The 24214-nt window shown below is 63.2% G+C and carries 28 protein-coding genes, 2 tRNA genes and 1 pseudogene; 21 read left to right on the top strand and 10 right to left on the bottom strand.

Translation table 11 applies throughout. The features are described 5' to 3' along the window. Positions 1-31: 31 nt before the first annotated feature. Genes AC0V7N_RS28150 through hdaA form a run of 3 tightly spaced genes read left to right on the top strand, consistent with a single transcriptional unit; the run spans position 32 to position 2469 of the window. On the top strand, positions 32-589 hold the full coding sequence (locus AC0V7N_RS28150; protein WP_475451456.1) for a CDP-alcohol phosphatidyltransferase family protein: 558 nt from the start codon (positions 32-34) through the stop codon (positions 587-589). Then, positions 561-1763 (top strand): AI-2E family transporter, encoded by a 1203-nt coding sequence (locus AC0V7N_RS28145; protein ID WP_475451454.1) that lies wholly within the window; start codon positions 561-563, stop codon positions 1761-1763. The genes AC0V7N_RS28150 and AC0V7N_RS28145 overlap by 29 nt, the downstream gene beginning before the upstream one ends. A 1-nt stretch (position 1764) precedes the next feature. After that, complete coding sequence (hdaA, locus tag AC0V7N_RS28140; RefSeq protein WP_475451453.1) at positions 1765-2469, top strand: DnaA regulatory inactivator HdaA; 705 nt, start codon at positions 1765-1767, stop codon at positions 2467-2469. A gap of 189 nt (positions 2470-2658) precedes the next feature. Here hdaA and AC0V7N_RS28135 read toward each other — a convergent pair whose 3' ends face one another. Both AC0V7N_RS28135 and AC0V7N_RS28130 read right to left on the bottom strand, forming a co-directional pair. Next, positions 2659-3084, bottom strand: a complete 426-nt coding sequence (locus tag AC0V7N_RS28135) for a cupin domain-containing protein (RefSeq protein ID WP_475451452.1) — start codon at positions 3082-3084, stop codon at positions 2659-2661. A 117-nt stretch (positions 3085-3201) separates the two neighbouring features. Continuing rightward, positions 3202-3278: transfer RNA gene (locus AC0V7N_RS28130), tRNA-Pro, on the bottom strand. 124 nt (positions 3279-3402) lie between these two features. Here AC0V7N_RS28130 and AC0V7N_RS28125 point away from each other — a divergent pair. From AC0V7N_RS28125 to AC0V7N_RS28085, 9 genes are all read left to right on the top strand, one after another. After that, positions 3403-3708, top strand: a complete 306-nt coding sequence (locus tag AC0V7N_RS28125; RefSeq protein ID WP_015318428.1) for an ETC complex I subunit — start codon at positions 3403-3405, stop codon at positions 3706-3708. Between the two features lie 47 nt (positions 3709-3755). Next, a tRNA-Arg gene (locus tag AC0V7N_RS28120) sits at positions 3756-3832 on the top strand. A 137-nt stretch (positions 3833-3969) separates the two neighbouring features. Further along, positions 3970-4215, top strand: coding sequence for a hypothetical protein (locus AC0V7N_RS28115; RefSeq protein ID WP_475451451.1), 246 nt, complete (start codon positions 3970-3972; stop codon positions 4213-4215). Between the two features lie 172 nt (positions 4216-4387). After that, positions 4388-4609: a hypothetical protein gene (locus tag AC0V7N_RS28110; protein WP_475460525.1), complete on the top strand. Its 222-nt coding sequence runs from the start codon at positions 4388-4390 to the stop codon at positions 4607-4609. Between the two features lie 181 nt (positions 4610-4790). Then, entirely contained in the window at positions 4791-4937 is a 147-nt protein-coding gene (locus tag AC0V7N_RS28105; RefSeq protein WP_496627422.1) for a hypothetical protein, read from the top strand. Continuing rightward, a complete protein-coding gene (locus AC0V7N_RS28100; RefSeq protein ID WP_496627421.1) occupies positions 4934-5578 on the top strand; it encodes a diguanylate cyclase in 645 nt (214 codons plus the stop codon). Before AC0V7N_RS28105 ends, AC0V7N_RS28100 begins: the two co-directional genes overlap by 4 nt. 99 nt (positions 5579-5677) lie before the next feature. Further along, complete coding sequence (locus AC0V7N_RS28095; protein ID WP_475451449.1) at positions 5678-6640, top strand: glycosyltransferase family 4 protein; 963 nt, start codon at positions 5678-5680, stop codon at positions 6638-6640. Positions 6641-6772: 132 nt separating this feature from the next. Beyond that, positions 6773-7999, top strand: coding sequence for an anion transporter (locus AC0V7N_RS28090; RefSeq protein WP_475451448.1), 1227 nt, complete (start codon positions 6773-6775; stop codon positions 7997-7999). A 16-nt stretch (positions 8000-8015) separates the two neighbouring features. Continuing rightward, positions 8016-8885, top strand: coding sequence for a tetratricopeptide repeat protein (locus AC0V7N_RS28085; protein WP_475451446.1), 870 nt, complete (start codon positions 8016-8018; stop codon positions 8883-8885). Here AC0V7N_RS28085 and AC0V7N_RS28080 read toward each other — a convergent pair. Beyond that, entirely contained in the window at positions 8823-9539 is a 717-nt protein-coding gene (locus AC0V7N_RS28080; protein ID WP_475460523.1) for a hypothetical protein, read from the bottom strand. The genes AC0V7N_RS28085 and AC0V7N_RS28080 overlap by 63 nt on opposite strands. 58 nt (positions 9540-9597) lie before the next feature. Further along, positions 9598-10182: a TetR/AcrR family transcriptional regulator gene (locus AC0V7N_RS28075; RefSeq protein WP_475460521.1), complete on the bottom strand. Its 585-nt coding sequence runs from the start codon at positions 10180-10182 to the stop codon at positions 9598-9600. A gap of 80 nt (positions 10183-10262) precedes the next feature. Here AC0V7N_RS28075 and AC0V7N_RS28070 point away from each other — a divergent pair, with 80 nt between their 5' ends. Further along, complete coding sequence (locus AC0V7N_RS28070) at positions 10263-11138, top strand: crotonase/enoyl-CoA hydratase family protein (protein WP_475451444.1); 876 nt, start codon at positions 10263-10265, stop codon at positions 11136-11138. 40 nt (positions 11139-11178) lie between these two features. Here the strand turns inward: AC0V7N_RS28070 and AC0V7N_RS28065 are convergent, their stop codons facing one another. The 4 genes and pseudogenes from AC0V7N_RS28065 to AC0V7N_RS28050 form a co-directional block, all read right to left on the bottom strand. Then, on the bottom strand, positions 11179-11457 hold the full coding sequence (locus AC0V7N_RS28065; RefSeq protein ID WP_475451443.1) for a ScoMcrA-related endonuclease: 279 nt from the start codon (positions 11455-11457) through the stop codon (positions 11179-11181). Positions 11458-11467: 10 nt separating this feature from the next. Further along, positions 11468-12238 carry an SDR family oxidoreductase gene (locus tag AC0V7N_RS28060; protein ID WP_475451442.1) on the bottom strand — a complete coding sequence of 257 codons (771 nt, stop codon included), beginning with the start codon at positions 12236-12238 and terminating at the stop codon, positions 11468-11470. Positions 12239-12259: 21 nt separating this feature from the next. Then, a pseudogene (locus AC0V7N_RS28055) lies at positions 12260-13101 on the bottom strand (alpha/beta fold hydrolase). Between the two features lie 79 nt (positions 13102-13180). After that, positions 13181-13879, bottom strand: coding sequence for an alpha/beta fold hydrolase (locus AC0V7N_RS28050; protein ID WP_475451441.1), 699 nt, complete (start codon positions 13877-13879; stop codon positions 13181-13183). A 159-nt stretch (positions 13880-14038) separates the two neighbouring features. Between AC0V7N_RS28050 and AC0V7N_RS28045 the strand changes: the two genes are divergently transcribed. The 5 genes from AC0V7N_RS28045 to AC0V7N_RS28025 all read left to right on the top strand — a co-directional run bounded on the left by AC0V7N_RS28045 (position 14039) and on the right by AC0V7N_RS28025 (position 18326). Continuing rightward, on the top strand, positions 14039-14674 hold the full coding sequence (locus AC0V7N_RS28045; protein ID WP_475451440.1) for a CGNR zinc finger domain-containing protein: 636 nt from the start codon (positions 14039-14041) through the stop codon (positions 14672-14674). Between the two features lie 200 nt (positions 14675-14874). After that, positions 14875-15975, top strand: a complete 1101-nt coding sequence (glyA, locus tag AC0V7N_RS28040; protein WP_496627420.1) for an aminotransferase class I/II-fold pyridoxal phosphate-dependent enzyme — start codon at positions 14875-14877, stop codon at positions 15973-15975. A gap of 86 nt (positions 15976-16061) precedes the next feature. Then, the gene (locus AC0V7N_RS28035; RefSeq protein ID WP_496627419.1) at positions 16062-16196 is read left to right on the top strand and encodes a hypothetical protein; all 135 of its coding nucleotides are present in this window, start codon (positions 16062-16064) and stop codon (positions 16194-16196) included. Positions 16197-16247: 51 nt separating this feature from the next. Beyond that, entirely contained in the window at positions 16248-17363 is a 1116-nt protein-coding gene (locus tag AC0V7N_RS28030) for a branched-chain amino acid ABC transporter substrate-binding protein (protein WP_475451436.1), read from the top strand. Positions 17364-17444: 81 nt separating this feature from the next. Next, on the top strand, positions 17445-18326 hold the full coding sequence (locus tag AC0V7N_RS28025) for a LysR family transcriptional regulator (protein WP_475451435.1): 882 nt from the start codon (positions 17445-17447) through the stop codon (positions 18324-18326). Positions 18327-18420: 94 nt separating this feature from the next. Here AC0V7N_RS28025 and AC0V7N_RS28020 read toward each other — a convergent pair whose 3' ends face one another. Both AC0V7N_RS28020 and AC0V7N_RS28015 read right to left on the bottom strand, forming a co-directional pair. Further along, positions 18421-19500, bottom strand: coding sequence for an HPP family protein (locus AC0V7N_RS28020; RefSeq protein ID WP_475460519.1), 1080 nt, complete (start codon positions 19498-19500; stop codon positions 18421-18423). A 227-nt stretch (positions 19501-19727) separates the two neighbouring features. Then, the gene (locus AC0V7N_RS28015; RefSeq protein WP_475451434.1) at positions 19728-20909 is read right to left on the bottom strand and encodes a cystathionine beta-lyase; all 1182 of its coding nucleotides are present in this window, start codon (positions 20907-20909) and stop codon (positions 19728-19730) included. A gap of 316 nt (positions 20910-21225) precedes the next feature. Here AC0V7N_RS28015 and AC0V7N_RS28010 point away from each other — a divergent pair, with 316 nt between their 5' ends. From AC0V7N_RS28010 to AC0V7N_RS28000, 3 genes are all read left to right on the top strand, one after another. Continuing rightward, positions 21226-21861 carry a DUF1326 domain-containing protein gene (locus AC0V7N_RS28010; RefSeq protein ID WP_475451433.1) on the top strand — a complete coding sequence of 212 codons (636 nt, stop codon included), beginning with the start codon at positions 21226-21228 and terminating at the stop codon, positions 21859-21861. Between the two features lie 9 nt (positions 21862-21870). Beyond that, positions 21871-22761 (top strand): DUF2182 domain-containing protein, encoded by an 891-nt coding sequence (locus tag AC0V7N_RS28005; protein WP_475451431.1) that lies wholly within the window; start codon positions 21871-21873, stop codon positions 22759-22761. Positions 22762-23145: 384 nt separating this feature from the next. After that, positions 23146-24174 carry an amino acid ABC transporter substrate-binding protein gene (locus tag AC0V7N_RS28000; RefSeq protein WP_475451430.1) on the top strand — a complete coding sequence of 343 codons (1029 nt, stop codon included), beginning with the start codon at positions 23146-23148 and terminating at the stop codon, positions 24172-24174. Positions 24175-24214: the final 40 nt, after the last annotated feature.

The raw sequence follows: 24214 nt of genomic DNA, 5'->3' as shown, positions 1-24214 counted from the left end.
TATCTCCGACCGGAGAGGACGGGACATCACCTTGACCATCCCCAACCTGATCACCATCCTGCGGCTTCTGCTGGTGCCCGCCGTGGTGCTGGCCATGCTGCAGGCGCGCTGGGACTGGGCCTTTGCCGGCTTCGTCATTGCCGGCGTCTCGGACGGCGTCGATGGCTTCATTGCCCGCCGTTTCAACCAGCAGTCCAGGCTCGGCGCCTATCTCGATCCGATGGCCGACAAGCTGCTTCTGGTTTCGGTGTTCGTCGTCATGGGCTTCATCGGGCAATTGCCGCTGTGGCTGGTCGTCACCATGGTGTCGCGCGACGCGCTGATCGTCTGCGCGGTCCTGTTATCCACGGTGATGGCCCATCCGGTCGAGATAAAACCGTTTCTGGTGTCGAAGGCCAATACCGCCGCCCAGATCGTGCTGGCGGCTGTCGTGCTGGGCGAACTTGCCTTTGCCGTGCACCTCGACCCGCTGCGGCCGGCCCTCATATTGCTGTCCGGGGTCTTGACCGTGGCTTCGGCCGCGGCCTATCTCGTGGCTTGGCTGAGGCATATGAGCGGCTATGGCGAAGGCTCCAATCCGGACATCTGAGAAAGAGGCGGCGGTGGTCGAGGCTGCGGCCGCCGATCTTGCCGCGGCGTCCGCGTTCCGCCGGCAGATCTTCTTCTGGCTGGCTGGTGCGGCGATCCTGGCGCTTTTTCTTTATGTCTTCAGTGGCATCCTGCTGCCCTTCGTCGCCGGCATGGTGCTTGCCTATTTCCTCGATCCGGTCGCCGACCGGCTGCAGCGTCTCGGCCTGTCGCGTTTCATGGCGACGGTGGTCATCCTCATCACCTTCCTGATCGTGCTGGTGCTGGCTTTCGTCATCCTCATCCCGGTGCTGGCGACGCAGATGGCCGATTTCGCCGGCAAGCTGCCGGAGTACCTGACCCGGCTGCAGAGCCTGATCACCTCCTTTGATCCGAAATGGCTGGAGCAGAAATTCGGCGTCAACGCCAATGGCTTGCGCGATGGGCTGAATTCCTTGCTGACGTCCGGCTTTGGCCTGATCACCACAGTCTTCACCTCGCTGTGGAGTTCCGGCATGGCGCTGGTCTCAGTGGTCAGCCTGTTCGTGGTGACGCCGGTCGTTGCCTTCTACATGCTGCTCGACTGGGACCGCATGGTGGCGGTCATCGACAGCTGGGTGCCGCGCGACAATGTCGCGACCGTGCGCGCCATCGCACGCGACATCAACACGGCGACCGCCGGCTTCGTGCGCGGCCAAGGCACGCTTTGCCTGGTGCTGGGCGCCATGTACGCCACCGGCCTGACGCTGACCGGGTTGAATTTCGCCATCCTCATCGGGCTGTTCGCCGGGCTGATTTCCTTCATTCCCTATGTCGGCTCGCTGACCGGTCTCGTGCTGGCCGTCGGCGTCGCCTTCGTCCAGTTCTGGCCCGATTGGACGATGATCGTTGCGGTTGCTGTGGTGTTCTTCATCGGCCAGTTCATCGAAGGCAACATCCTGCAGCCCAGGCTGGTCGGCAAAAGCGTCGGCCTGCACCCGGTATGGCTGATGTTCGCGCTGTTTGCCTTCGGCGCGCTGTTCGGTTTTGTCGGCCTGCTGATTGCCGTGCCGGCTTCCGCCGCTGTCGCCGTGCTGGTGCGCTTTGCCATCGCCCGCTATCTCGAATCGCCGCTCTACAAGGGCCACGCGACAGAGCCCGCGCCACCGCTGCCGGCCGATCGCGGCGGCGGCCACCGCACGCAACCGCGTCGCTGAAGTGACCGCCCAGAAAACCGATCCGCCGCGCCAACTGCCGCTCGATCTCGGCCACGGCACCGGCTATTCGCGCGACGAACTGGTCGTTTCCGGCACCAACAACCAGGCGGCCGCACTGGTTGACCGCTGGCCGGACTGGCCCTCACCGGTGGTGGTGCTGGCAGGTCCCGCCGGCTCCGGCAAGACGCATCTGGCAGCCATCTGGCGCGCGCGCGCCAACGCGGTGGCCGTGAATGCCGGGCGGATTGGTGACAGCATCGCCAGTCTCGGCGCCCGGCCGGCACTGATCGACGATGTCGATACGCGCGCGATCGACGAACAAGGCCTGTTCCATCTGATCAACGCGGTGCGCGGTGCCGGCTCGACGCTGCTGTTGACCGCACGGCGTTTTCCCTCCGCCTGGGGCGTCTCGCTGCCCGACCTGGCTTCGCGGCTGAAGGCGGCGGCGACGGTCGAAATCCATGAACCCGACGACCTGCTGCTCGCCGGTGTCATCACCAAACTGTTCGCCGACCGCCAGGTCGAGGTCGAACCGCATGTCGTGCAGTATCTGGTGCGGCGCATCGAACGCTCGCTGGCGACAGCCATGCGCGTGGTGGAGCGGCTCGATCGCACCGCGCTCGAGCGCAAGACGCCGATCACGCGAGCGCTTGCCGCCGAAACCGTCAGCGCCATGGATGAGGGGCAGCGCGAGTTCGAGATTTAGAAAACCTCGGGCGGCCTGAAAACGGTCCGCAGTGTCCCATTTCGGGAAACAACAGCTGGCATCCATCTTGCTACACCAGCTTGCCGGCTGACCCCGGTCCTGATTGCGTTCCAAATCAGGTTGTAGGCTCGCCGGGAATGAGGTTTGGGGTTCTCGCCCGGCGAGCTTGCCTTCTAGTGCCTGGAGCAGTCAGGCGCGGCGGTAGCCGGCGAGCTGGGCGTCGTCGACGTCTGGCAGATTGATCACGATATTCTCAGGGGTCCGGCAGGCCAGCCACCACAGTTCCTCCGTCGTGCTCATATTGGCTTCGAGATGCGGCAGGAATGGCGGCACGAACATGAAGTCGCCCGCCGAGAGTTCGACGAACTCCTGGTAGTTCTCGCCGAAATAGATGCGGGCGTTGCCGGACAGCAGATAAGCACCCGTTTCCGCCTCGCCATGGTGATGCGGCAGCGAACGAAAGCCGGGCGCGTTGCTGGCCTTGCCGAACCACAGCTTTGTCGCCGACGTATGTTGCGGCCCGACCCCGGTCACCAGCGCCATGCCGCCGGACTGGCTGGTCTTGTTGCTCTCCTGGCCTTTCCGGGTGATCACCGGCCTGTCGTTTGCTGCCATTCGAAGCGCTCCCCGTTGCGGCATCAGACAAGCACCAGAAAACTGTCGCGGCAAGGCCCGCGAGCGGAGCGCCGCAAGGTGGCCACGCCACTTTCGATACTGCATTTTCGAGAGGGATGGTCGGAGTGGAGAGATTCGAACTCCCGACCCTCTGGTCCCAAACCAGATGCGCTACCAGCCTGCGCTACACTCCGAACGGTCTGTTGCCTATTCATTTCGGAGTTACATGGCAAGTGCAAAAACCTTGCCGCCATGCGCATTGCGCAGTAATGACGGGCGAAGGGTGGCGATGCTGCCTTGCACAACAATGAGGTGGCCATGTCCGCGCGCATTTTCAGCCCAGCCAAAACCGCTATGCAGTCAGGCAAGGCCAAGACCGGCCACTGGGTGCTGGAATTCGACCCCGAGATGCGCAAGAAGATCGATCCCTTGATGGGCTATACGACGTCCGGAGATATGAGAAGCCAGATCAGGCTCACCTTCGACACACGGGAAGAGGCCGTGGCTTACGCCGAAAAGGAAGGGCTTGCCTTCCGCGTCGAGGAGCCGAAAGAGACCAAGCGCCGCCAGATTTCCTATGCGGAGAATTTCCGCTATGACCGCAGGACGCCCTGGACGCATTGAACGGCGGCCAGCGCCAGATATCCAGCCGGCCCCTTGGGCCGGCCAGCGGTCCCGTAGCTCAGCTGGATAGAGCACCGGCCTTCTAAGCCGATGGTCACAGGTTCGAATCCTGTCGGGATCGCCAATAACCTCTGATTTTACTGAGCTATTTTCTTTCATATTTGGGAGCGCAGGACGCCTGTCGTCGTGCCAGAACGGTGTCGATCTGCGCCGCGAGAAATGACCAGCGGGAACCTGCTGCCCGCCGGCGCGTTGCCTCGCATGCTCAAGAAAATCGCCTTCGCCGCCGTGCTGTTCCAGGTTGCCGTCTTCTCGGCGCTGATAACGCAGACGGTTCTTTTCGCATCCACAGCCACTCAAGCGGCCGACGTCCAGCCCAGTGAACCCGTTGCGGTCACTGACAAGGAATGCGTCACCGCGACCTGGCCGAACATTCCGGGTCGGTGCCTGGAGCGGGTCGAGGCGCGGAGCTCTGTTGTGACGCTAGTGCTGATGGCCGGGCAATAAGACATACCCCGCGGGGCGGCCCGTAATTATTTCGTGATCTGCCGGGATTGGAACCTTAGCCCATATGAGGCGTTCGGGGCCTTGTATTCGCGTGCCTCATAAAAAGGGCAATGTGGACCGGCGAATGGGCGAGGCAAAACAAAAGCGGGTTGGGGGAGGAGAAAACCAGGCCATGTCGAAACGTGAAATTGGAACGTCCCCTGCGTTGGGGCGGCGTATCGCTGAACTCAAGGCCAGAATGCAGGATGCCGAAATATCCGATCATGAGATGAAGACCTTCCACAAGGTCGCCGCCATCATGGGGGTAGGCGACGGTTCGCTACGACTGGATGCAGACGACCTGATCGCGGCATCCTTCGTCGTCGAGGCGGGTGGACCGACGTCCAGCCGTTGACATCAGGGATTCCCTGCGCCTGCAATTCAGTGAACGAGCTTGCTTTCATCGCCGGAGCACGGCCGCCTATCGGGCAGCATGCTCCGGCTTCCGCTCATCTGATCTCGAATTGAAGGGAAAGTCTTATCATTTTGTTTGCGTTGGTACGTCATAGTAGCGACGGCTAACGGAGTTGAACGCAATGAAGCTCGATCTGTCGCCGACGAGCTGGGGCAGGGTGATTGCTGTCACGGCCGCCGGTACGGCATTCTTCATTGCCGTGGCGTTTTCGTTGATTCGTTCAATTTCCCCTATCTCTCGCCCGAGGCCATTTGGCGCGCGCAAATGACAGATCTCATGCTGCCTCTGGTGCTGGGCGGGTCGTTTCTGTTCTTCCTCATGTGGAAGATCCGCCAACTGGCCATAGCCCAGCGTGATCTCAGCATCGTTGCCGCGACGGATAGCCTGACGGCGGTGCTGAATCGCGGCGCCTTCTCGATGCTGGTCGAGGCCTATCTCGAGCAGACCCGCAAGCAGGAAGATACCCGTTCCGGCGCTTTGCTGATCATCGACGCCGACCATTTCAAGTTGATCAACGACCGCCTCGGCCATGACTGCGGCGACCAAGCGCTCAAGCTGATCGCGCAGGCGATCAAGGGACAATTGCGCGGCAGCGATATCGTCGGCCGCATCGGCGGCGAGGAATTTGGCGTGTTCCTTCCCGGTGTCGACCCCTCGCAATCCTGGCTGGTTGCCGAAGCCATTCGCCGACGCATTCGCGAAATGGATTTTTCGCCCGGTGGCCGCGCCTGTCCGCTTTCCGTCTCGATCGGCGGCACCAGCTTCAGTGGGCCGACGACTTACGAGGCGATCTTCTCCGCCGCCGACAGACGGCTCTATGCCGCCAAGTCGAATGGACGCGATCAGGTCAGCTTCGACCCGACGGAAGCCTCCCAGGTGTCTCAGCCCAGCGTCGCCACGGTGCATTGACCGCAGCCTTGCTGCGCATGCTGACGCCGACCGCTTCCTTGACGCTTTCTTGCCGGTGTGCTTCCTCCGGCATCCGGGCCGCCCAGGTAAGCGCAACGCATGATCCATTTGTTCAACGGCTTTCAGAACCCGTTTGGCGGCAGCGAGCGCGAAACCCTGGACCTGTATCGGCTGTTGAGTGCCGACCAACAGGTGCGTCTGTGGGCAACCTCATCGCGCCTGTCCGACGAACTGGTGCGGCAATTTCCGGTTCATCGCGTCTCGCCGGCAACGCGCGACGTGCCGGACGGCGGCACCTATGTCTTCCTCGGCGCGCATTGGCGCAACAAAATCTGGCCTTACCTGATCGCGCGGCCACGCCGGCTGATCTATGTCTTCAATACCTTTCACCCGAAGATCATCGCGCTGACGACGCGCATGCCGCGCCTGCTGGGCTGGCCGGACGCCGAACTGGTGCTGATCTCCGACTTCCAGAAGCGCATGCTGCAGGTCGAAGGTGTCGTGCATCCGTCGCCGATCGATATCGATCGCTTCTCCCCGCGGCTGGCAAGGCCTGACGGCCCGTTCATGGTGGGGCGGCTGAGCCGCGACACGGCGGACAAGCATCATGCCGACGACGTTGCGCTCTACGAGGCCTTGCTGGCCGATGGCGTCGCGGTGCGGATCCAGGGCGGAATGCCGCTCAAGGACAGGCTCGCGCCGCATCCGCAACTCGAACTCCTGCCGCAGGGCCAATTTCCCGCCGAACAATTCCTGCCGACGCTCGACGTCTTCTACTATCGCACCGGCTCGCATGTGGAGACATTCGGCCGTGTCGTCTTCGAAGCGATGGCGTGCGGTTTGCCCGTGGTCTGCCATTCGCATGGCGGCTATGCCGACCATATCAGCCATGGCGAAAACGGTTTTCTGTTCGAGACGACGCAACAGGCGGCGCTAATCCTGGCCGAGCTCAAAGCCGATCCGGCGCTGCGGGCGAGAGTGGGCGACAAGGCGCGGCAGACCGTCGAGCAGCTGTTTTCGCCACAGGCATTGCGGCAGCGGCTGGATTTCTATCGACGTTAGCGATACCGACCTGCGGAACCACGGTCTGCCTACTCCGTTGGTCATCAATCTCGACACCGCCAAAGCTGACATGCAAAAGAACCATCGGGCGGACCGCATCGGCGCCACCAGATCGAGCGGGGCTCCTTACCGATGACATTGATGGGCGCGGCGGCACTGCTGATCCTGGTCCTCACCTATGCCGGCGTCGCCATTGGCCGCATCCCTGGCCTGCGTCTCGACCGGGCGGGAATTGCGCTGCTTGGTGGCGCCGCGATGATCGCCATCGGCGCGATCAGCATGGAAGATGCCTACCGCGCGATCAATTTCGACACCATTACGCTTCTGCTCGGCATGATGATCGTGGTGGCGCATCTGAAGGTCTCCGGCGCCTTTCGTGGCCTTGGTGCCATCGCTATCGAACATGCGCACGCGCCGTTCATGCTGCTGGTGATGGTGACGCTGCTCACCGGCGTGCTGTCGGCCTTCCTCGTCAACGATGCCATCTGCCTGGTCATGGCGCCGATCGTCGTCCACGTCACTCGCGTCATCAACCGCAATCCGATCCCCTATCTGATCGCCACCGCCACCGCGTCGAACTGCGGCAGCGTCGCCACCATCACCGGCAATCCGCAGAACATGGTCATCGGCGCGCTGTCGGGCATTTCCTATCCGGCCTTTTCGGCGGCGCTGGCACCTGTCGCCCTGTTCGGCCTCGTCGCGGTCATCGTCATCGTGCGCATCGTCTATCGGGCCGAATTCACCCGCACCGCTGAATTGACGCCGCATGTCGCGCGCGGCCGCGTGCATCGCGGGCAGGTGCTGAAGGCGGTGATCGTCTGCATCGGCCTGGCCGTTGCCTTCTTCGCCGGCGTTCCCGTTGCCAAGGCGGCGTTGATCGGCGGCGCCATTCTCCTGCTCACCCGCGCCATCAAGCCGGAGCGCATCTACCGTGAGATCGACGGTCCGCTGCTGTTCATGTTCGCCGGTCTGTTCGTGGTCGTCTCCGGCGCCGAAAAGACGCTGCTGACGCCTGATCTCATCGCTTCGGCCAAGAATCTCGGCCTGGACGATGTCTGGCGCTTGTCCGGGTTCACCGCCGTGCTCTCCAACATCATGAGCAATGTGCCGGCCGTTCTGGCGTTGCGGCCCTTCATACCCGGGCTGGAAAACCCCGAGCGGGCCTGGCTGGTGGTGGCGATGAGCTCGACGCTTGCCGGTAATTTCACGCTGCTCGGCTCGGTCGCCAATCTGATCGTCGCCGAGCAGTCCAAGGCTGCCGGGACGCCATTGTCTTTCGGTGCCTTCTTCAAGGTCGGCTTGCCGCTGACGCTGATCACGCTCGTGGTCGGTACGGCATGGCTGGCGTTCGGGGTGTAGAGGGGACGGCAAAGCAATGGTGAACACCAATCAAGGTGAAAGCGGAGATCTGATCCGCCGGGCTGTGGCCGCTTTCAATTCCGGTAACCACGGCCAGGCAGTGGATTTGTGCGAGTTGGGCCTAAAGCAGCACCCGGGCGATTCGGCGCTTTGCCATCTGATGGCCGCGGTCCTCTTCGCGAGGGCCGACTTGCCGGAGGCTCGTGCGCGCATCGAAGCGAGCCTTGCCGCTCGTCCGGACAATGTACCAGCCTTGATTCTCGCCTGCCGGATTGCCCGGGCCCAAGGCAGGCTCGAAGCGGCGTTGCAGCATCTGGACCGCGCGGCAAGGCAATCATCGCAGGCGGAGATCCTGCTCGAGCGGGCACGTACCCTCGACCAGGCAGGCGATGTCGCGGCTGCGCGCGAATGTTGGACACTTGTCTTGCAAAGGGAGCCAAAATCCAAGGAGGCAATGGCACGCCTAGGGCACCTTGCGTGGGAACGCGGCGAGTCTCTGGAGGCGGAAGCCTTCCTCGAGCGCGCCGTCGCCGGCGGTGGGCATCCGGCCGCGTGGTTTGACCTCGGACTGGTGCGCCAGGACATGCGCAAGTTCGGCAGCGCCGCCGAAGCCTATCGACGGGTGCTGGAGATGAGCCCGGACGCGCCGGAGGCTGCCGTCAATCTGGGCGTCGTCTTGCAGGAAACCGGCGACCTCGACGGGGCCATGGCGGCGTATTCGATGGCCTATCGTCTGCGCCCATCCACCTTCGGCGTGATCGCCATGGCACTCACATCGGCGCCGAGCGGCAGGCTGTGGCTCGATGAGGAAGCGCTGCGTCGCTCACTCGCCGGTGGCGCGCCCCCGCCTGGCGCGAAACCGCTTGCGGTAGACGCCGGGCGCTGAGAGGACATCCGCGACCGTCTGCGCATAGGATGCCTGTCGCTTCTCGTCGAACACCTCGTATTCCAGCTGCGGCGCGGCGCGCGGAACCGCAAAGCACTGTGCGACGGGAGTTCCTTTCCGGAGTACGCCGGAGAATTCGGGCTCCGTCCAGATCGCCGGGAAATTGATGCCGCCGTCGCTGAATCGGTCGGAATCCACCAGGCCCGTCACCAGCCTGAAGGGAAGATCCTGGCGATTGACAGGATGTGTCGCGAACAGTGACCAGCCATCCTCGACCTCGATGGTCCAGAAGCTGTTGAATTTGAGGGCGGCTTGGCTGGGCGTGGCAAACGGGCTTCCGGCGAGCTGCCCCGGCGTGTGAAAGCTCAGCGGCGCTCTGGGATGGTTCTCTGTGGCCGGTTCTGGAATTTGCCAGTCCCAGGAAAAAGTGCCTTTGTCGACGACGACGTCGCATGGCAGCAAGACCATGAAGCCATAGGTCATCGCGTCGACCACCGGTGGGCACTGCTTGAGCGTGCGAATGTCGCGACCATGGATCGCAGAGTAGGCGGTGGCGGGCATTGCACGCAGCCAATCCGGCAGAGCGCTGCGCGCCAGGATCGGGCGTGGCAAATGCTCAACCAACATTGGATCACATCGGAAAATGACACGCATCGCCGCCTCCTGGCACCTGCGATACCATGCTTGCCGGCCACGCTCCAAGCGCGGTTGGTCAGTCCTTGTTACGGCATCTCGCCCCAACAAGTGTGGCAGCGGCTCGTCCTGCTGCTTCGATGTAGTCGGGATTGCGATGGATCAGCATGATCGAAAAGCAGCCGTCTATCAGCAGCACGATCTCGCGGGCCAAGGCTTGCGGCTCCTCAATGTCATGCCCGGACAACGCGCCAGCCAGCCATGTTTCAAAATTTGACTTGTGGCGCGACCCGACCTTGACCGCCGGATGGCCGGGCATCGAGGCAAGTTCCGCGGCCGTGCGCAGAAAGCCGCATCCCTTCCATTTCGGATGGCGTGCAACCCGCGCCAGATTGCTGAAGATCGCCTCGATCCTGCGGTCAGCCCCACCTTCCGCGGCGTCGAACCAGCCGGCCATCTGTTGCAGATTGGGCTGGTCGCGACCATCGAGATAGGCAGCGACGAGGTCATCCTTGCTTTTGAAGTGGTAGTAGAGCGTACGCTTGGTGAGACCTGCCTTCTCGGCAATGGCATCGACGCTGACGCGACCGATTCCTTCGGCATAGAACAGCTTCGTCGCGGCATCGACGATGCGTTTACGGGTCGGGCTGGCAGGGTCAGACATCAAGCATGTATACTGACTAGTGAATATACAGGCAATCGAAAGCATGATCCCCTTTCCGTCGTATCTGGAAAGGAAGAACAATGGCCGATCTTGTCCTGAGCGAGACCCGCGACCGGGTCACCGTCCTCACCCTCAACCGCCCGGAAAAACTCAACGCGCTGAACTATGCCCTGATCGATCGCCTGCTCGCGATCCTCGACACGATAGAGACCGATGATGCAGTGCGCGCCGTCATCCTGACCGGGGCGGGGGACCGCGCCTTTTCCGCCGGGGGTGATATCAACGAATTCTCATTGAGTGTCGCCGCAGGCGTGGATGTGGCGCTGCGCGACTTCGTCACGCGCGGCCAGCGGCTGACGGCGCGGCTGGAAGCCTTCCGCAAGCCGATCATCGCCGCCGTCAACGGGATCGCTTTCGGTGGCGGCTGCGAGATCACCGAGGCTGTGCCGCTGGCGATCGCCAGCGACCGCGCACTGTTCGCCAAGCCGGAGATCAACCTTGCGATGCCGCCGACCTTTGGCGGCACGCAGCGCCTGCCGCGGCTCGCCGGTCGCAAGCGCGCGCTGGAACTGCTTCTGACGGGCTCAACCTTTTCGGCTGAACGAGCCGCCGAGCTCGGCCTCGTCAACAAAATTGTATCGCATGCCGAGTTGATGCCGGTAGCGCACGATCTTGCCCGCCGCATCATCACGCATTCGCCGGCAGCGCTCGCCAGCATTCTCACCGCGGTGGCGCGCGGCATCAACCTCAGCATCGCCGAAGGGTTGCTGGTCGAGGCCGAGCAGTTCGCCCGCATGGCCCCGACCGCCGATCTCAGGGAAGGGCTCTGCGCCTGGATCGAGCGGCGCAAGCCCAGCTATGACGGCTCCTGGACGCACATCGCAAGGCCGGACGAGGCCAGGCGCGCCTCGCTGCGGCTCGACCAGGCGGCGGGTCTGGGCAAAGCGTCGAGGTGATGCGTCATGCTGGGGGTGGAACGTTGCTGCCCAGCCGCCGTTACTTCGCCCTGACGATGAACCCAAGCTGTCCGAGCACTTTCACCGCGCCGCTCTTGCCGCCCTCGAAGTCGCCCGAGGCCAGTCTCTTGCCCGTGGCGAATTCGTAGGCGGTGCCCAGGATTGCCTTGGGCGGATAGACGCGGGTATCCGCTACCAGCTCGTAGGTGGTGGTCGGGGCAAAGCCGTGTTCGGCGAAGAAGCGGTCAGGCCCCAGCCGGTCGTATTCTTCCATCGCCTGCGCGACGTGGGCGCGGGTCACTTGGTCCCAGGCAATCATGTCGTCCTCCTCAGATCGATTTCACTTCGCCGCCATCCATGCGCAGCGTCGAGCCGGTCATCCAGCGCGCGGCTGATGACACCAGGAAGGCCATCAGCTCGGCGATCTCTTCCGGCTCGCCGTAGCGGGCAATGCCGGCTTCCCTGGGGAAGTTGGCCGTCGCCTCCTCGACGCTCATCTCGTGCAGCGGCGCCCAGTGTTCGAGATAGGAGCGCCGGCGGCCGGTCATCACCGGACCCGGCAGCACGCTGTTGACCTGCACGCCGTCGGCGATGCCGCGATCGGAGAAGGCTTTTGCCAGTGCCACGATCGCCGCATTGATCGTGCCGACGGCCGCATAGGGTGCCTTCGGAAACAGTGCCGAATTGCCCGACATCAGCACGACGGCGCCCTTTGCCGTCTTCAGCGCCGGCCACGCCGCGACCGTGAGCCGGCGGGCGCCGTGCAGTTTCAGCGCCAGGCCCGCATCCCACTGCTCGTCGCTCATGTCGAACAGGTCGATCTGCGGCACGGCGCCGGCAATGTTGAGCAGCGCGTCGATGCGGCCGAAGGCGGCCAGCGCCTGATCGACCACCGTCCTGGCTGCTTCGGGCCGGGCGAGATCCGCATCGATGATCAGCGCTTTCGCGCCTGCTGCCCTGACCGCCTCGGCTGTTTCTTCGAGCTTCGACCGGCTGCGCGCGACCAGCACAAGCGCTGAGAAATCGCGCGCCAGCCGGATGGCGGTGGCTTGGCCGATGCCCTGGCTGGCACCGGTGACGATGGCGACGGAGGTCGACATGGCAAGTCTTCTCTTTTCGGATCAGCGCAGGAAGTCGAGCATCGCCGCGGCGATCTCGTTGGCATGCGTTTCCAGCGCGAAATGGCCGGTGTCGAGGAAACGCACCACGGCGTCCGGCATGTCGCGCTTGAACGCTTCGGCGCCCGGCGGCAGGAAGAACGGATCGTTCTTTCCCCAAACCGCCAGGAACGGTGGCTTGTGGGTGCGGAAATAGGCCTGGAAGGCGGGATAGAGGGCGACGTTGCTCTTGTAGTCGCCAAACAGGTCGAGCTGCACTTCCTCGGCGTCCGGTCGGCCGAAATAGAAACTGTCGAGCGAATGGCCGTCGGGCGAGATCAGGTTCTCAGGCGCGCCATGCGTGTACTGCCAGGCGATCGCGCCCGGCTTGAAGGCGGGGCGCAACGCCTCGCGGTTGGCCGGCGAGGGTCGCGCCAATAGGCGCGGATCGGATTCCAGTCCTCGCCGAGACCTTCCTCATAGGCATTGCCATTCTGCGAGATGATCGCGCTGATGCGCTCGGAGTGCTTCACCGCCAGACGGAAACCGGTCGGCGCACCATAGTCGAAGACGTAGAGCGCGTAGCGGTCGAAGCCGACCACTTCGGTAAAGCGGTCGATGATCTCGGCAATATGGTCGAACGTGTAGTCAAACGTTTCGCGTGGCGGCATGTCGGAGCGCCCAAATCCCGGCAGGTCGGGCGCGACGATATGGAAGCGGTCTGCAAGCGGCGGAATGAGATCCCGGAACATATGGCTCGAGCTCGGGAAGCCGTGCAGCAGGAGCAGCTTTGGCGCGCCAGGCGTGCCGGCCTCGCGATAGAAGATGTTGAAGCCATCGACATCGGCGTTGCGGTAGGTGGTCATGGTTCTCTCCGTCGTGGTAACCGAAAAATCGGCATAGGGAAGGTTATTGAGATTAAGGGCGGTAAGCCCGCTTTGGGGTTCAGCCTCGCGCCTCGCTGGCACCCGCCGCTTCGACGATGATGTCGACGACGGCATCCGGCGCGGTGACCATCGGCGTGTGATCGGCCGGATGCCCGCGTACGCGGGCATTCATGCGCGTGGCCATGAAATGCTGTGTCTCGGCAACGATCATGCGATCCTGCTCGGCAACCAGGAACCAGGCCGGCCGGTCCTTCCATAGCGGCCGCGCCATCGGCACCGTGATGCAGGCCGGCGAGATCGGCCGCTGGACCGCCCGCAGCACCGCCAGTTCGTCCGCCGTCGCGTTCTGCGCAAAGGCCGAAGCGAAGGCAGTGTCCGGCAGGTGGATCAGGCCATGATCGTCCGGCGCCAGCTTCGGCGCCTGGGCATGCGGCGTTGCGCGATAGAAGACGTCCGCCACGGTCTCGCCTTCGTCGGGCGCAAGTGCGGCGACATAGACCAGCGCCTTCACCTTGTCGCTGCGTGTCGCCCCGATCACCGCGCCGGCATAGGCGTGGCCGGCGAGCACGACAGGCCCGGTGACACGCTCCAGCGTCCGGTCGAGTGCCGCCACATCGTCCTCGAAAGACATCAGCGGCAGCGGCGCGGCAACCACGTCGAAGCCCTTGGCCGCGAGCGGCGCGATGACCTTGGCCCAGCTCGACCCGTCGGCCCAGGCGCCATGGACGAGCACAACAATGATATCGTTCGAGGGCATCGCGGCGTTTCCTTCCGAGTGGAGTTGATCGAGTAACCTGTTAAATTGCAAAGAGAGGGTTACGTGACATGAGCGTAACTTGTCAATCGGCCTTGAAGGGGTTATCACTGATTTGTGTTTAGGGCGCTCGGCCGAGCCGATGCGCGATCGGAGTTACGAATGACCCCTGCGATCTTTGTCGGTGACGCGCTCGGCCTGGATTTCCTCAATTCGATCGCGACACCGCTCGATACTCCTGTCGATTGGATCAAGGACGGCGAGGGATTGCTGGATTGGGTCGAGCAGGCGCGACTGGTGCCGCACGAGGCGCTCGACAGCGTTCGCACGCACGCCCTGCCGGGCGAGCTCGACAAGGTGGCCGATCAGGCGAGGCATCTCAGGGAGTGGTTCCGGGGGTTCGTCCGCGAGCATAAAGGTCGCCCGTTGGCAGCTCAGGATCTTGCGCAATTGGAACCGCTCAACCGGCTGCTCGAACGCGACGAGATCTTCACGCGGATCGCCCCTGTCCTTGGCGACACAGACATGCCTGTGGGCAGCACGATTCCTCTTCAGCTTCAGACGGATCGCAAGTGGCGCACGCCCGAGGCGCTTCTGCTGCCGATCGGAGAGGCGCTGGCGCGTTTCGTCTGCAGCGAGGATTTCTCACATGTGAAGGCCTGCGAGGGTCCGGCCTGCACGCTGCTGTTCGTCGACCACACCCGCGGCCACCGGCGCCGCTGGTGCAGCATGGCGCAGTGCGGCAACCGGGCAAAGCAAGCCGCGCACCGCCACCGCGTCAAGGCGCATCACGACTAGAGCCGCGACGGCTCTTGGACACATATCGCGCGGCCTGACGAGGCCGGAAGAAACCTCCGTTCTTCAGGCAGCCGAGGCATGATAGGCTTATTTTTCCTAAGCCTAGGCGCTAGAACTACTCGTTTGCGCCCAGGCGATCGCCAGCGTCATCCTTGTCGCCATTCGCAGCCGATTTGTCGGCGAAGGCAATGGAGGCATCGTTGGTCGCTCTCGCTCGCAGGTCCTGGGTTCCCTCGCATTGCGACATGTTCGCCCAGCAACTGGCCGAGCAAACCAGTCATCAGACGACCGATGCCGTCATGGCGGCAATCGCCGGGGGTATTGAGCTGAACCGCTCGATCCACGAGACCGACTGCATCAACCTCAACCCGGCGACCAATGTCATGAATCCGAAGGCCGAGGCAGTGCTAGCCTCGGGCCTGGGATCGCGCCCATCGCTTGGCTATCCCGGCGACAAGTATGAAATGGGCTTGGAAGGTGTCGAGCGGATCGAAGTCATCGCGGCTGAGCTCGCGGCGGAAGTCTTCGGTGCGACATATGCCGAGATCCGCGTGCCATCCGGCGCGATCGCCAATCTCTACGCCTTCATGGTCGCGGCCCGGCCAGGCGACAGCATCATTGTCCCTTCGCCGGCGGTTGGCGGCCATGTCACCCACCACATGGCCGGTTGCGCCGGCCTTTACGGCCTCGATATTCACACGGCTCCGGTTGATGCCGACGGCTACACCGTCGATGTCGGAAAATTGCGCGACCTGGCCAGGTCGATAAAGCCGAAAATGATAACGATCGGCAGCAGCCTCAATCTGCTGCCGCATCCCATTCGGGAAATCAGGGCGATCGCCGATGAGGTCGGCGCGCTGGTCCTCTTCGACGCCGCACATCTGTGCGGCATGATTGCAGGGCGCGCCTGGCAGCAGCCCCTGCAGGAGGGGGCTCATCTGATGACGATGAGCACTTACAAGAGCCTTGGCGGCCCGGCGTCGGGGCTGATCGTCACCAATGATGCTGCCGTCGCCGAAAAACTCGACAGGATCGCATTCCCCGGCATGACGGCCAACTTCGATGCCGCCAAGTCGGCGGCGCTGGCAATCACGCTTCTGGACTGGAAGGACCACGGCAAAGCCTATGCCGCAACGATGGCGCGGACCGCAAAAGCCCTGGCCGACAGCCTTGCCGATCGCGGTCTGCCGGTGTTTCGACGAGCAAGGGCTACACGACATCGCACCAGTTTGCCATCAAGGCAGCCGAATTCGGCGGCGGTCAGGCCGCGGCAAAAAAGCTGCGGCTGGCCAACATCCTGAGCTGCGGCATCGGCCTTCCCGTGGACACGGTTGACGGCGATATGAATGGGCTGCGCCTCGGCACGCCAGAGATCGTTCGCTGGGGCATGACCGAAGACGACATGCCGGAACTCGCGGCGCTTATCGCCAGGGGGCTGCGCGGCAACGACGCCAGCGAACAGGTCGCCGCTGATGTCACGGCATTCCGGCGTCGGTTCAACAAGCTTCATTTTGTGAACTGACGGCCAGAACCCGCGGGCAAATGCCCGCCACTCTAAAAACAGGGGAATGAAATGCGCATGATCGTGCAGATGATGACTGCTGCCCTAATCACGGCTGCCGCTGTCGGCGTTGCGAGGGCGGATATCGTGTTCGGCGTCGCGGGTCCGATGTCGGGACCGAACGCGGCTTATGGAGAACAGTACCGCGTCGGTGTCGAAACCGCGGTCGAACGCATCAACGCCAATGGCGGCGTTCTCGGACAAAAACTTGTCGTATCGGTCGGTGACGACGTCTCCGACCCGAAGCAGGGCGTTTCGGTCGCCAACAATTTTGTCGCCGACGGCGTCCACTATGTCGTCGGGCACTACAATTCCGGTGTCACCATTCCGGCCTCCGAAGTCTATTCGGAAAATGGCGTCCTGTTCGTGACGCCGACAGCCACCAATCCGACGGTTACCGAGCGCGGTCTGTGGAATGCGTTCAGGGCATGCGGCCGCGACGATCAGCAGGGCTCGATCGCCGCCAAATTCATTCTCGGCCGTTTCAAGGACAAGAAGATCGCGATCGTCGACGACAAGTCGACTGCGGGCAAAGGCCTCGCCGATGAAATGACCAAGGCCTACAATGCCAGTGGCGGCAAGGAAGTCCTCCATGAGGAGGTCAACCCGGGCGAGAAGGACTACAGCCCGCTGGTGACCAAGATCAAGCAATCGGGTGCCGATCTCGTCTATTATGGCGGCCAGCACACGGAGGCCGGGCTTATTGTCCGTCAGATGCACGATCAGGGCGTCGCCGCGATCCTGATGGGCGGCGACGGCATCAGCAACAGCGAATTCGGCGCGATAGCCGGTGACGGTGCTGCTGGAACCCTGATGACGTCATTCCCCGATCCGGCGACATTCCCGGAAGCCAAGGACGCCGTCGCCGATCTGAAGGCCAGGAACGTGCCGACCGAAGCGGTGACCCTTTACGCTTACGCGGCTACGCAGATTCTTGCCGAGGCCATCGCCAAGGCCAAGGCCGATGATCCGAAGGCCGCTGCCGACTACCTCCATTCCGGTGCCGCCATCTCGACGGTCCTCGGTTCGATCTCCTATGACGACAAGGGGGATATCAAGCAGCCGGGCTTCGTCGTATTTGAATGGCAGAAGGTCGACGGCAAGCTGATCCCCGTCGCCCTCAAATAGAAACATTGCGTCGGTGGCCGGGCACTTGCCGCCGACGTCGCCCTGGAATGCTGGATGGCTGTTAATCCGCCGCGACCTCGAATGCCGCCCCTCAACACCTTGCGGGCCTTCGAGGCCGCTGCTCGGCATGAGAGCTTCGCCAAGGCCGCGGATGAACTCGGTGTCACGCCCGCGGCCGTCTCACATCAGGTCAAATCCCTCGAAGCGTGGCTTGGCTCGCCGCTTTTTGTCCGGCATGCGCAAGGGCTGCATCTGACGGAAGCGGGACGCGCGGCAATCCCGGCCTTTTCCACCGCGTTCGACGCCTTGGGCCTTGCCGTCCAGGAGTTGCGCATCTGGGCGCCGAAATCGCAAGTGAGTATCGCCGCGCTGCCATCCATTGCCCAACTGTGGCTGGCCCCGCGCCTGCCGGCTCTCCGCGCCGCCTTGCCGGCTCTTCGTCCATCCATACACGCGCTCGAGGAGCCGCCGGATTTCAGGCGAGAGCCATTCGATCTCGCCATCTTCCTGACAAGGCAAAGAGCCGGCGGCAGCCGTTCGTTCAAGCTTTGCGACGATGTCCTGTTTCCGGTCTGTACCCCCGGCTTGGCCGCACAGCTGAAAACGCCCGCGGATCTCGCCTCGCAGCTCTTGTTGTGGGACACCACCTGGACCGGTGATTGGAACCTTTGGTTCGACAGTGTCGGCATGAAAGGCCCATCGATCGATGCCGGATCGGAGTTTTCGCTTTATAGCCTCGCACTTCAGGCTGCTATCGATGGCGCCGGCGTGCTGATGGGTCATGAAGTGCTGGTGTCTCGCGCCCTGGCGTCCGGCGTCCTCGTGGCGCCGTTTAGCCAGCGTGTCCTGAGTGGCCTCAGCCTTGAAGTGCAGGCTCCAGACCGGCCACCTGCCCAAGCGGCGCAAATGATCGAATGGCTGCTTTCGCAGGCCGAGCCGACCAGCTCGGGCGCAAAAGTTTGAGTGTTGACCGTAAATGGTTGCGGCCGCTGACTGCACGTTGGATGCACCTGCCGGCAAAAGGTTCCCGGATTTGAGCAAATCCGGCTTCGCGATCTTAAGCCGCCGCCAGTCCCTTGTCTGTCGTTTGCACGCGTGCCGCCGCCGCCAGAAGGTCGGTCTGGGTGATCAGGCCGAGAATGCGCCGTTCGCCGTCGACGATGACCACGGCATGGCTGCGGCCGTCGGTCAAAACTGGAAGCAGGCTCATCGCCGGCGTGTCGGGCGAGGCAGTGCCGGCCGGCGACATCACGCCCTTCACCGTATCGATGGCTTTGGTCAGCTCACGCAGGCCGACCGCGCCCACCAGCATTGCATCCGCGTCGACCACCGGCAAGGTGCGGATGTTATGGTCCAGCAGTTGCTGGCGCGCCTCGTCGGCCGTGGCTTGCTCGGGCACTGAAATCACGTCGCGGGACATGATGTCCTCGCACAGCAGCGTCCGGTGCGAGCGCACCATGGCCTGCAGCTCGACTTGCCTCAAGAGCCGTTCGAGGTCGTTGCGGTCGATGTCGAAGGTCTCGTCGAGCGTGGTCAGCGCCGCATCGATATCCTCGGGCCGGAAACCGACGCGCTGCTGCGCCGGCGGATCGGCGGTGCCGTGGCTGTTGGCGGCGGCTGCGGCGACATGCGGGTAGTTGCGCCGCGCCAGCCTGTGGAAGAGCAAGCCGAGCGTGACCAGGATGATCGAATTCAGGGCCACCGGCACGAACGGAAACAGGAAGCCCGCGCTGACAACGGCCGGCCCGCCGAGCACCGCCGTCAGTGCTGCCGCTCCGCCCGGCGGATGCAGGCAGCGCGCGAACGACATCGCCGCGATGGCGAGCGCCACCGCAAGGCCCGAGGCAAATACCGGATCATGGACGAAATGCGCCACGGTCACGCCCACCAGCGCCGATATGGAATTGCCGCCGATGATCGACCAGGGCTGCGCCAACGGGCTCGCGGGCACCGCGAACAGAAGCACGGCGGAGGCGCCCATCGGCGCCACCAGCAGCGCCACATGCGGGCCGCCGCCCATCGCCAGCCCGCTGATCACGCCGGTCAGCGCGATGCCGATAGTGGCGCCGATGCAGGCAAGCAGGCGCTCGCGCAGCGTCGCGCCGGCAAGGATGGGGACAAAGAGGCGAAAGGCCATGGCAAGCTTTGTTAGAAATGGATTGGTCGGGATGCCGTACAGCACGCAATGCAGCCGAACCGACGGATTTGAAAGTCAAACAAATCCGCAAAGTCACGGCCTGGCAGAATAATATTGCGCGACACCCCTCGCTGGGATGCCGCGAACGGCTCGCACTTTGTCATCAGCGTCAGAGCCTTGCGGCCGTTTGCTGATTCTGTCCGGCAGTCAGCCCGTATGCGCCGCCGTCAGGCGGCGGCAGCGGTCAGACCACGCAAAATGTCGGCTTTCAGGTCGTCGACATCCTCGAGGCCGATCTGCAGGCGGATCAACGGACCCTCATAAGGGGCTTTGGCGACGACACGGTCGCCGAGCCAGACCGGCACTGCGAGGCTCTCATAGCCGCCCCAGGAATAGCCGAGCCCGAATATCCTGAGCGCGTCGAGGAAGGCGTGCTGCTCCTTCTGGCCGCCGCCGGCAAGCACGATGGAAAAGATGCCGCTCGAGCCGCAAAAGTCGCGCTTCCACAAATCGTGGTCCGGGTGGCTGGGAAGGGCAGGGTGGAGCACGCGCGCCACGCCCTTGTGGCCTTCGAGCCAGGATGCGATGGCGAGTGCGCTGCGCTGGTGATGCTCCAGGCGCACGCCCATCGTGCGCAGGCCGCGCAGCACCTGGTAGACATCGTCGGGTCCCGCACAGCAGCCAAGCGTGCAAAAACTCTCGTAGAGATGCTTCCAGTGGCTCTCATTGGCCGAGACCGTGCCGAGCAGCACGTCGGAATGGCCGGCCGGATACTTGGTTGCCGCATGGATGGAGATGTCGACACCATGGTCGAGCGGACGGAAGTAGAGGGGCGTCGCCCAGGTGTTGTCCATCATGACGATGGCGCCGGCCGCATGCGCCGCCTTGGCGATCGCCGGGATGTCCTGCAGCTCGAACGTGTTGGAGGCCGGTGATTCCGTGAACACCACTTTGGTGTTGGGCTTGATCAGCGCGGCGATGCCGGCGCCGACATCGGGAGCGTAGTACTCGACCTCGACTCCCAACCGCTTCAGCATCGTGTCGGCGAAGTTGCGGGTCGGGTGATAGACGGTGTCGACGATCAGCAGATGATCGCCCGCCGATACGAAGGCGAGCAGCGGAATGGTCACCGCAGCAAGGCCTGATGGCACCACGATCGTGCCGGCGGATCCCTCCAGCGCGTCGATGGCGTGGGCAAGGGCGTCCGTCGTCGGCGTGCCGCGTGTGCCGTAGGTGTATTTCTGGTTGCGATCCGCCATTGTGGCAGCATTGCGAAACAGCACGGTCGAGGCGTGCACGACAGGCGGATTGACGAAGCCGAAATAGTCGTGCGGATTGTTGCCCGAATGGGCAAGCCGCGTGTTGATGCCCATCTTGCCGCTGAGCTGCTCGTTGCCGTCTTTCGCCATTCTTCGTCGCCTTGTTTGACAAGGCGCTAGCCATAGTGCGGCGTCATGGACCGTGCAACAGCACACCGTCCGCCAGGGCGCGGACTTCGGATATGCCAATTCCGCGTGTGAAAGACACGCAGCCGAGGTCGCGTCCTGACCGAAGCGCCGGCCAGCCTATTGTGGGTGGTCCTGAATGATATATAATCAACATCTAATATTAATCGCCGGATTGCCTCGATCAGATGCTGCCGGATGGTTTTTGCGGCTGGCCTGTTGGTCCCTCGATCCGGATATCGCGCTCGCAGAGAATGAGCGCGGCAAGGGGAGGAATGCCATGCCCGACGTCAAATGGACGATGAAGGCGCGCGAATTCATCAACTGCAATTGCGCCTATGGCTGCCCATGCCAGTTCAACGCCTTGCCGACATACGGCTTCTGTCAGGCGGTTGCCGGCATGGAGATCGAGAGCGGCCACCATGGCAGCACCAAGCTCGATGGATTGCGGTTCGTCGGGATTTTCCGCTGGCCCGGCGCGATACACCAGGGCAAGGGCGAAGCCGCGGTGGTTATCGACGAGCGGGCGAGCGAGGCCCAGCGTGAGGCGCTGCTGCGCATATCGGGCGGTCAGGACACCGAACCAGGCGCGACAATATTCCAGGTGTTCTCGACCACGCTGGAAAAATTCCATGACCCGATCTTTGCCCCGATCGAGTTCGAGGTCGATGTCGACGCGCGAACCGGACGGCTGCACGTCAAGGGCGTGACCGACGGTCATGGCGAACCGATCAAGAATCCGGTCACCGGCGCCGAGCATCGAGCCCGCATCGACCTGCCGCGCGGCTTCGAATACGCGATTGCCGAAATCGGCCGTGGCTGGACCAAAACGACGGGCCCGATCAAGTTCGAGGTGGCCGATACGCACAGCCATTTCGCCAATCTGCACCTCACGCAGAGCGGCGTCGTCCATTGACCTGATCCAATGAGTGACACAGCCCTCGAGGCGGTGCTGCGGCGCGACCGCGCGGTCGTGATGACCGCGCTCGTCGTGATTGCCGTGCTCGCCTGGGCCTATGTGCTGTGGCTCGCCACCGACATGGCCATGCCCGCTTCCCCCATGTTGGCCGGAGCGAGCGGCGGCATGGCCGGAATGGACATGGCGAAGACGGACATGGGCGGCATGGACATGAATGGCATGGACATGGGCGACATGGATATGGGCGCCGCCGTGGCGCCCGGGTTCCGGGCCTGGGCACCCGCCGATTTCGCTTTCATCTTCACCATGTGGGCGGTGATGATGGTCGGCATGATGACGCCTTCGGTCGCGCCGATGCTGCTGCTCTATGCCGGCGTTGGCCGCAAGGCGCAGGCGGATGGCCGGCCTATCGCTTCGACCGGATGGTTCTTTACCGGCTATCTCGCCGTCTGGATCGTCTTCAGCATCGTGGCAACCGTTGCGCAATGGCTGCTCGCGCGCCTCGCCTTGCTCGATCCCTCAATGGCGACCGGCAGCACGATCCTCGGCGGCTTCGTCCTGATCGCCACCGGCCTCTATCAATGGACGCCGATCAAGGGTGCCTGCTTGCGCCAATGCCAGGGGCCGATCGCGTTCCTGGCCAGTCACGGCGGGTTTCGCTCGGCGCCACTCGGCGCGCTTCGGCTGGGCATTGATCACGGCCTGTATTGTCTGGGCTGCTGCTGGGCGCTGATGGCTCTGCTGTTCGTCGGCGGCGTCATGAACATCCTGTGGATCGCCGGCATCGCCATCCTCGTTCTCCTGGAAAAGACAGTCACGGTCGGGCAGTGGATCCCCCGCATTTCCGGCTTGTTGATGGTGGCGGCCGGCGCGTGGCTGATCTCTCGCGCGCTTTGACGGCGCGTATCTGATAACAGTCTTCGGACGTGCCAATTCATCCCGCATCCAGATCAGTCACGCCAGGCTGGTGCCAGGGATGGATTTCGCCGCTGGCCCGCATTTGCGTTGAATGCGCTTTGCCGACTTTATTCGCGCCGTGACTAAATCGCGGGCGCGTTTGTCTGCAATTCGGGCATTTCAGGCAATCGATTTTCAAACACGTTCGGATTCGGTCATTTCCCTTGACCTCACGAGAATTATCGCCTTCGATGCTGTTCGTGAATGGGAGGCGGCGCGTCGGTTACGATGCGGGATTCCGGGAATGGGCCGGAATGGGAACTGCGTTCACACGGGAAAAAGATCAGGGTTTGCCTGAAAAACAGAGAAAAGGGTCTGTGGGTCATGAAACATATTGCTATCGGCATTCTTGGCGCCGCTACGCTCGGATTGATGGCGTCGGCCGCGTCGGCTACGACGCTCGATACCGTCAAGGCGAAGGGCTTCATCCAGTGCGGTGTCTCGACCGGTTTGGCCGGCTTCTCGGCGCCGGACGACAAGGGTGAGTGGCAAGGCATCGATGCGGATTTCTGCCGCGCCGTGGCCGCCGCTGTCTTCGGTGACGGCACCAAGGTCAAGTTCACGCCGCTCAGCGCCAAGGAACGCTTCACCGCGCTGCAGTCCGGCGAGGTCGACATCCTGTCGCGTAACACCACCTGGACCATCAACCGCGACACCGCACTTGGCCTGAACTTTGTCGGCGTCACCTACTATGACGGTCAGGGCTTCATGATCAACGCCAAGAAGCTGCCGGGCGTCAATTCCGCGTTGCAGCTTTCCGGCGCCGCAGTCTGCGTGCAGAGCGGCACCACCACCGAACTCAATCTCGCCGACTACTTCAAGGCGAACAAGATGGAGTACAATCCGGTCGTCTTCGAAAAGCTCGAAGAGGTCAACGCCGCTTATGATGCCGGCCGCTGCGACGTCTACACCACCGACCAGTCGGGCCTGTACGGCATCCGCCTGACGCTGGCGTCACCGGCCGATCACGTCGTGCTGCCCGAGATCATCTCCAAGGAGCCGCTCGGCCCGGCCGTGCGCCAGGGCGACGACCAGTGGTACCACATCGTCAAGTGGACCTATTTCGCGCTGTTGCAGGCTGAAGAGCTCGGCATCACCAAGGCCAACGTCGATGAAATGAAGAACTCCCCCAGCCCGGAGATCAAGCGTGTTCTCGGCCAGGAAGCCGACACCAAGATCGGTACCGATCTCGGTGTCTCCAACGACTGGGTCGTCAACATCGTCAAGGCTGTCGGCAACTACGGAGAACTGTTCGACCGCAATGTCGGCTCGGGTAGCCCGCTCAAGATCGCCCGCGGCATCAATGCGCTGTGGACCAAGGGCGGCCTGCAATACGCTCCGCCGATCCGCTGACCGAAATGTGATCCGGGAGGCAGATCGTCTGCCTCCCGGT

It is taken from the genome of Mesorhizobium kamtschaticum (assembly GCF_056174585.1).
This window is presented reverse-complemented; position numbering and strand designations above follow the sequence as displayed.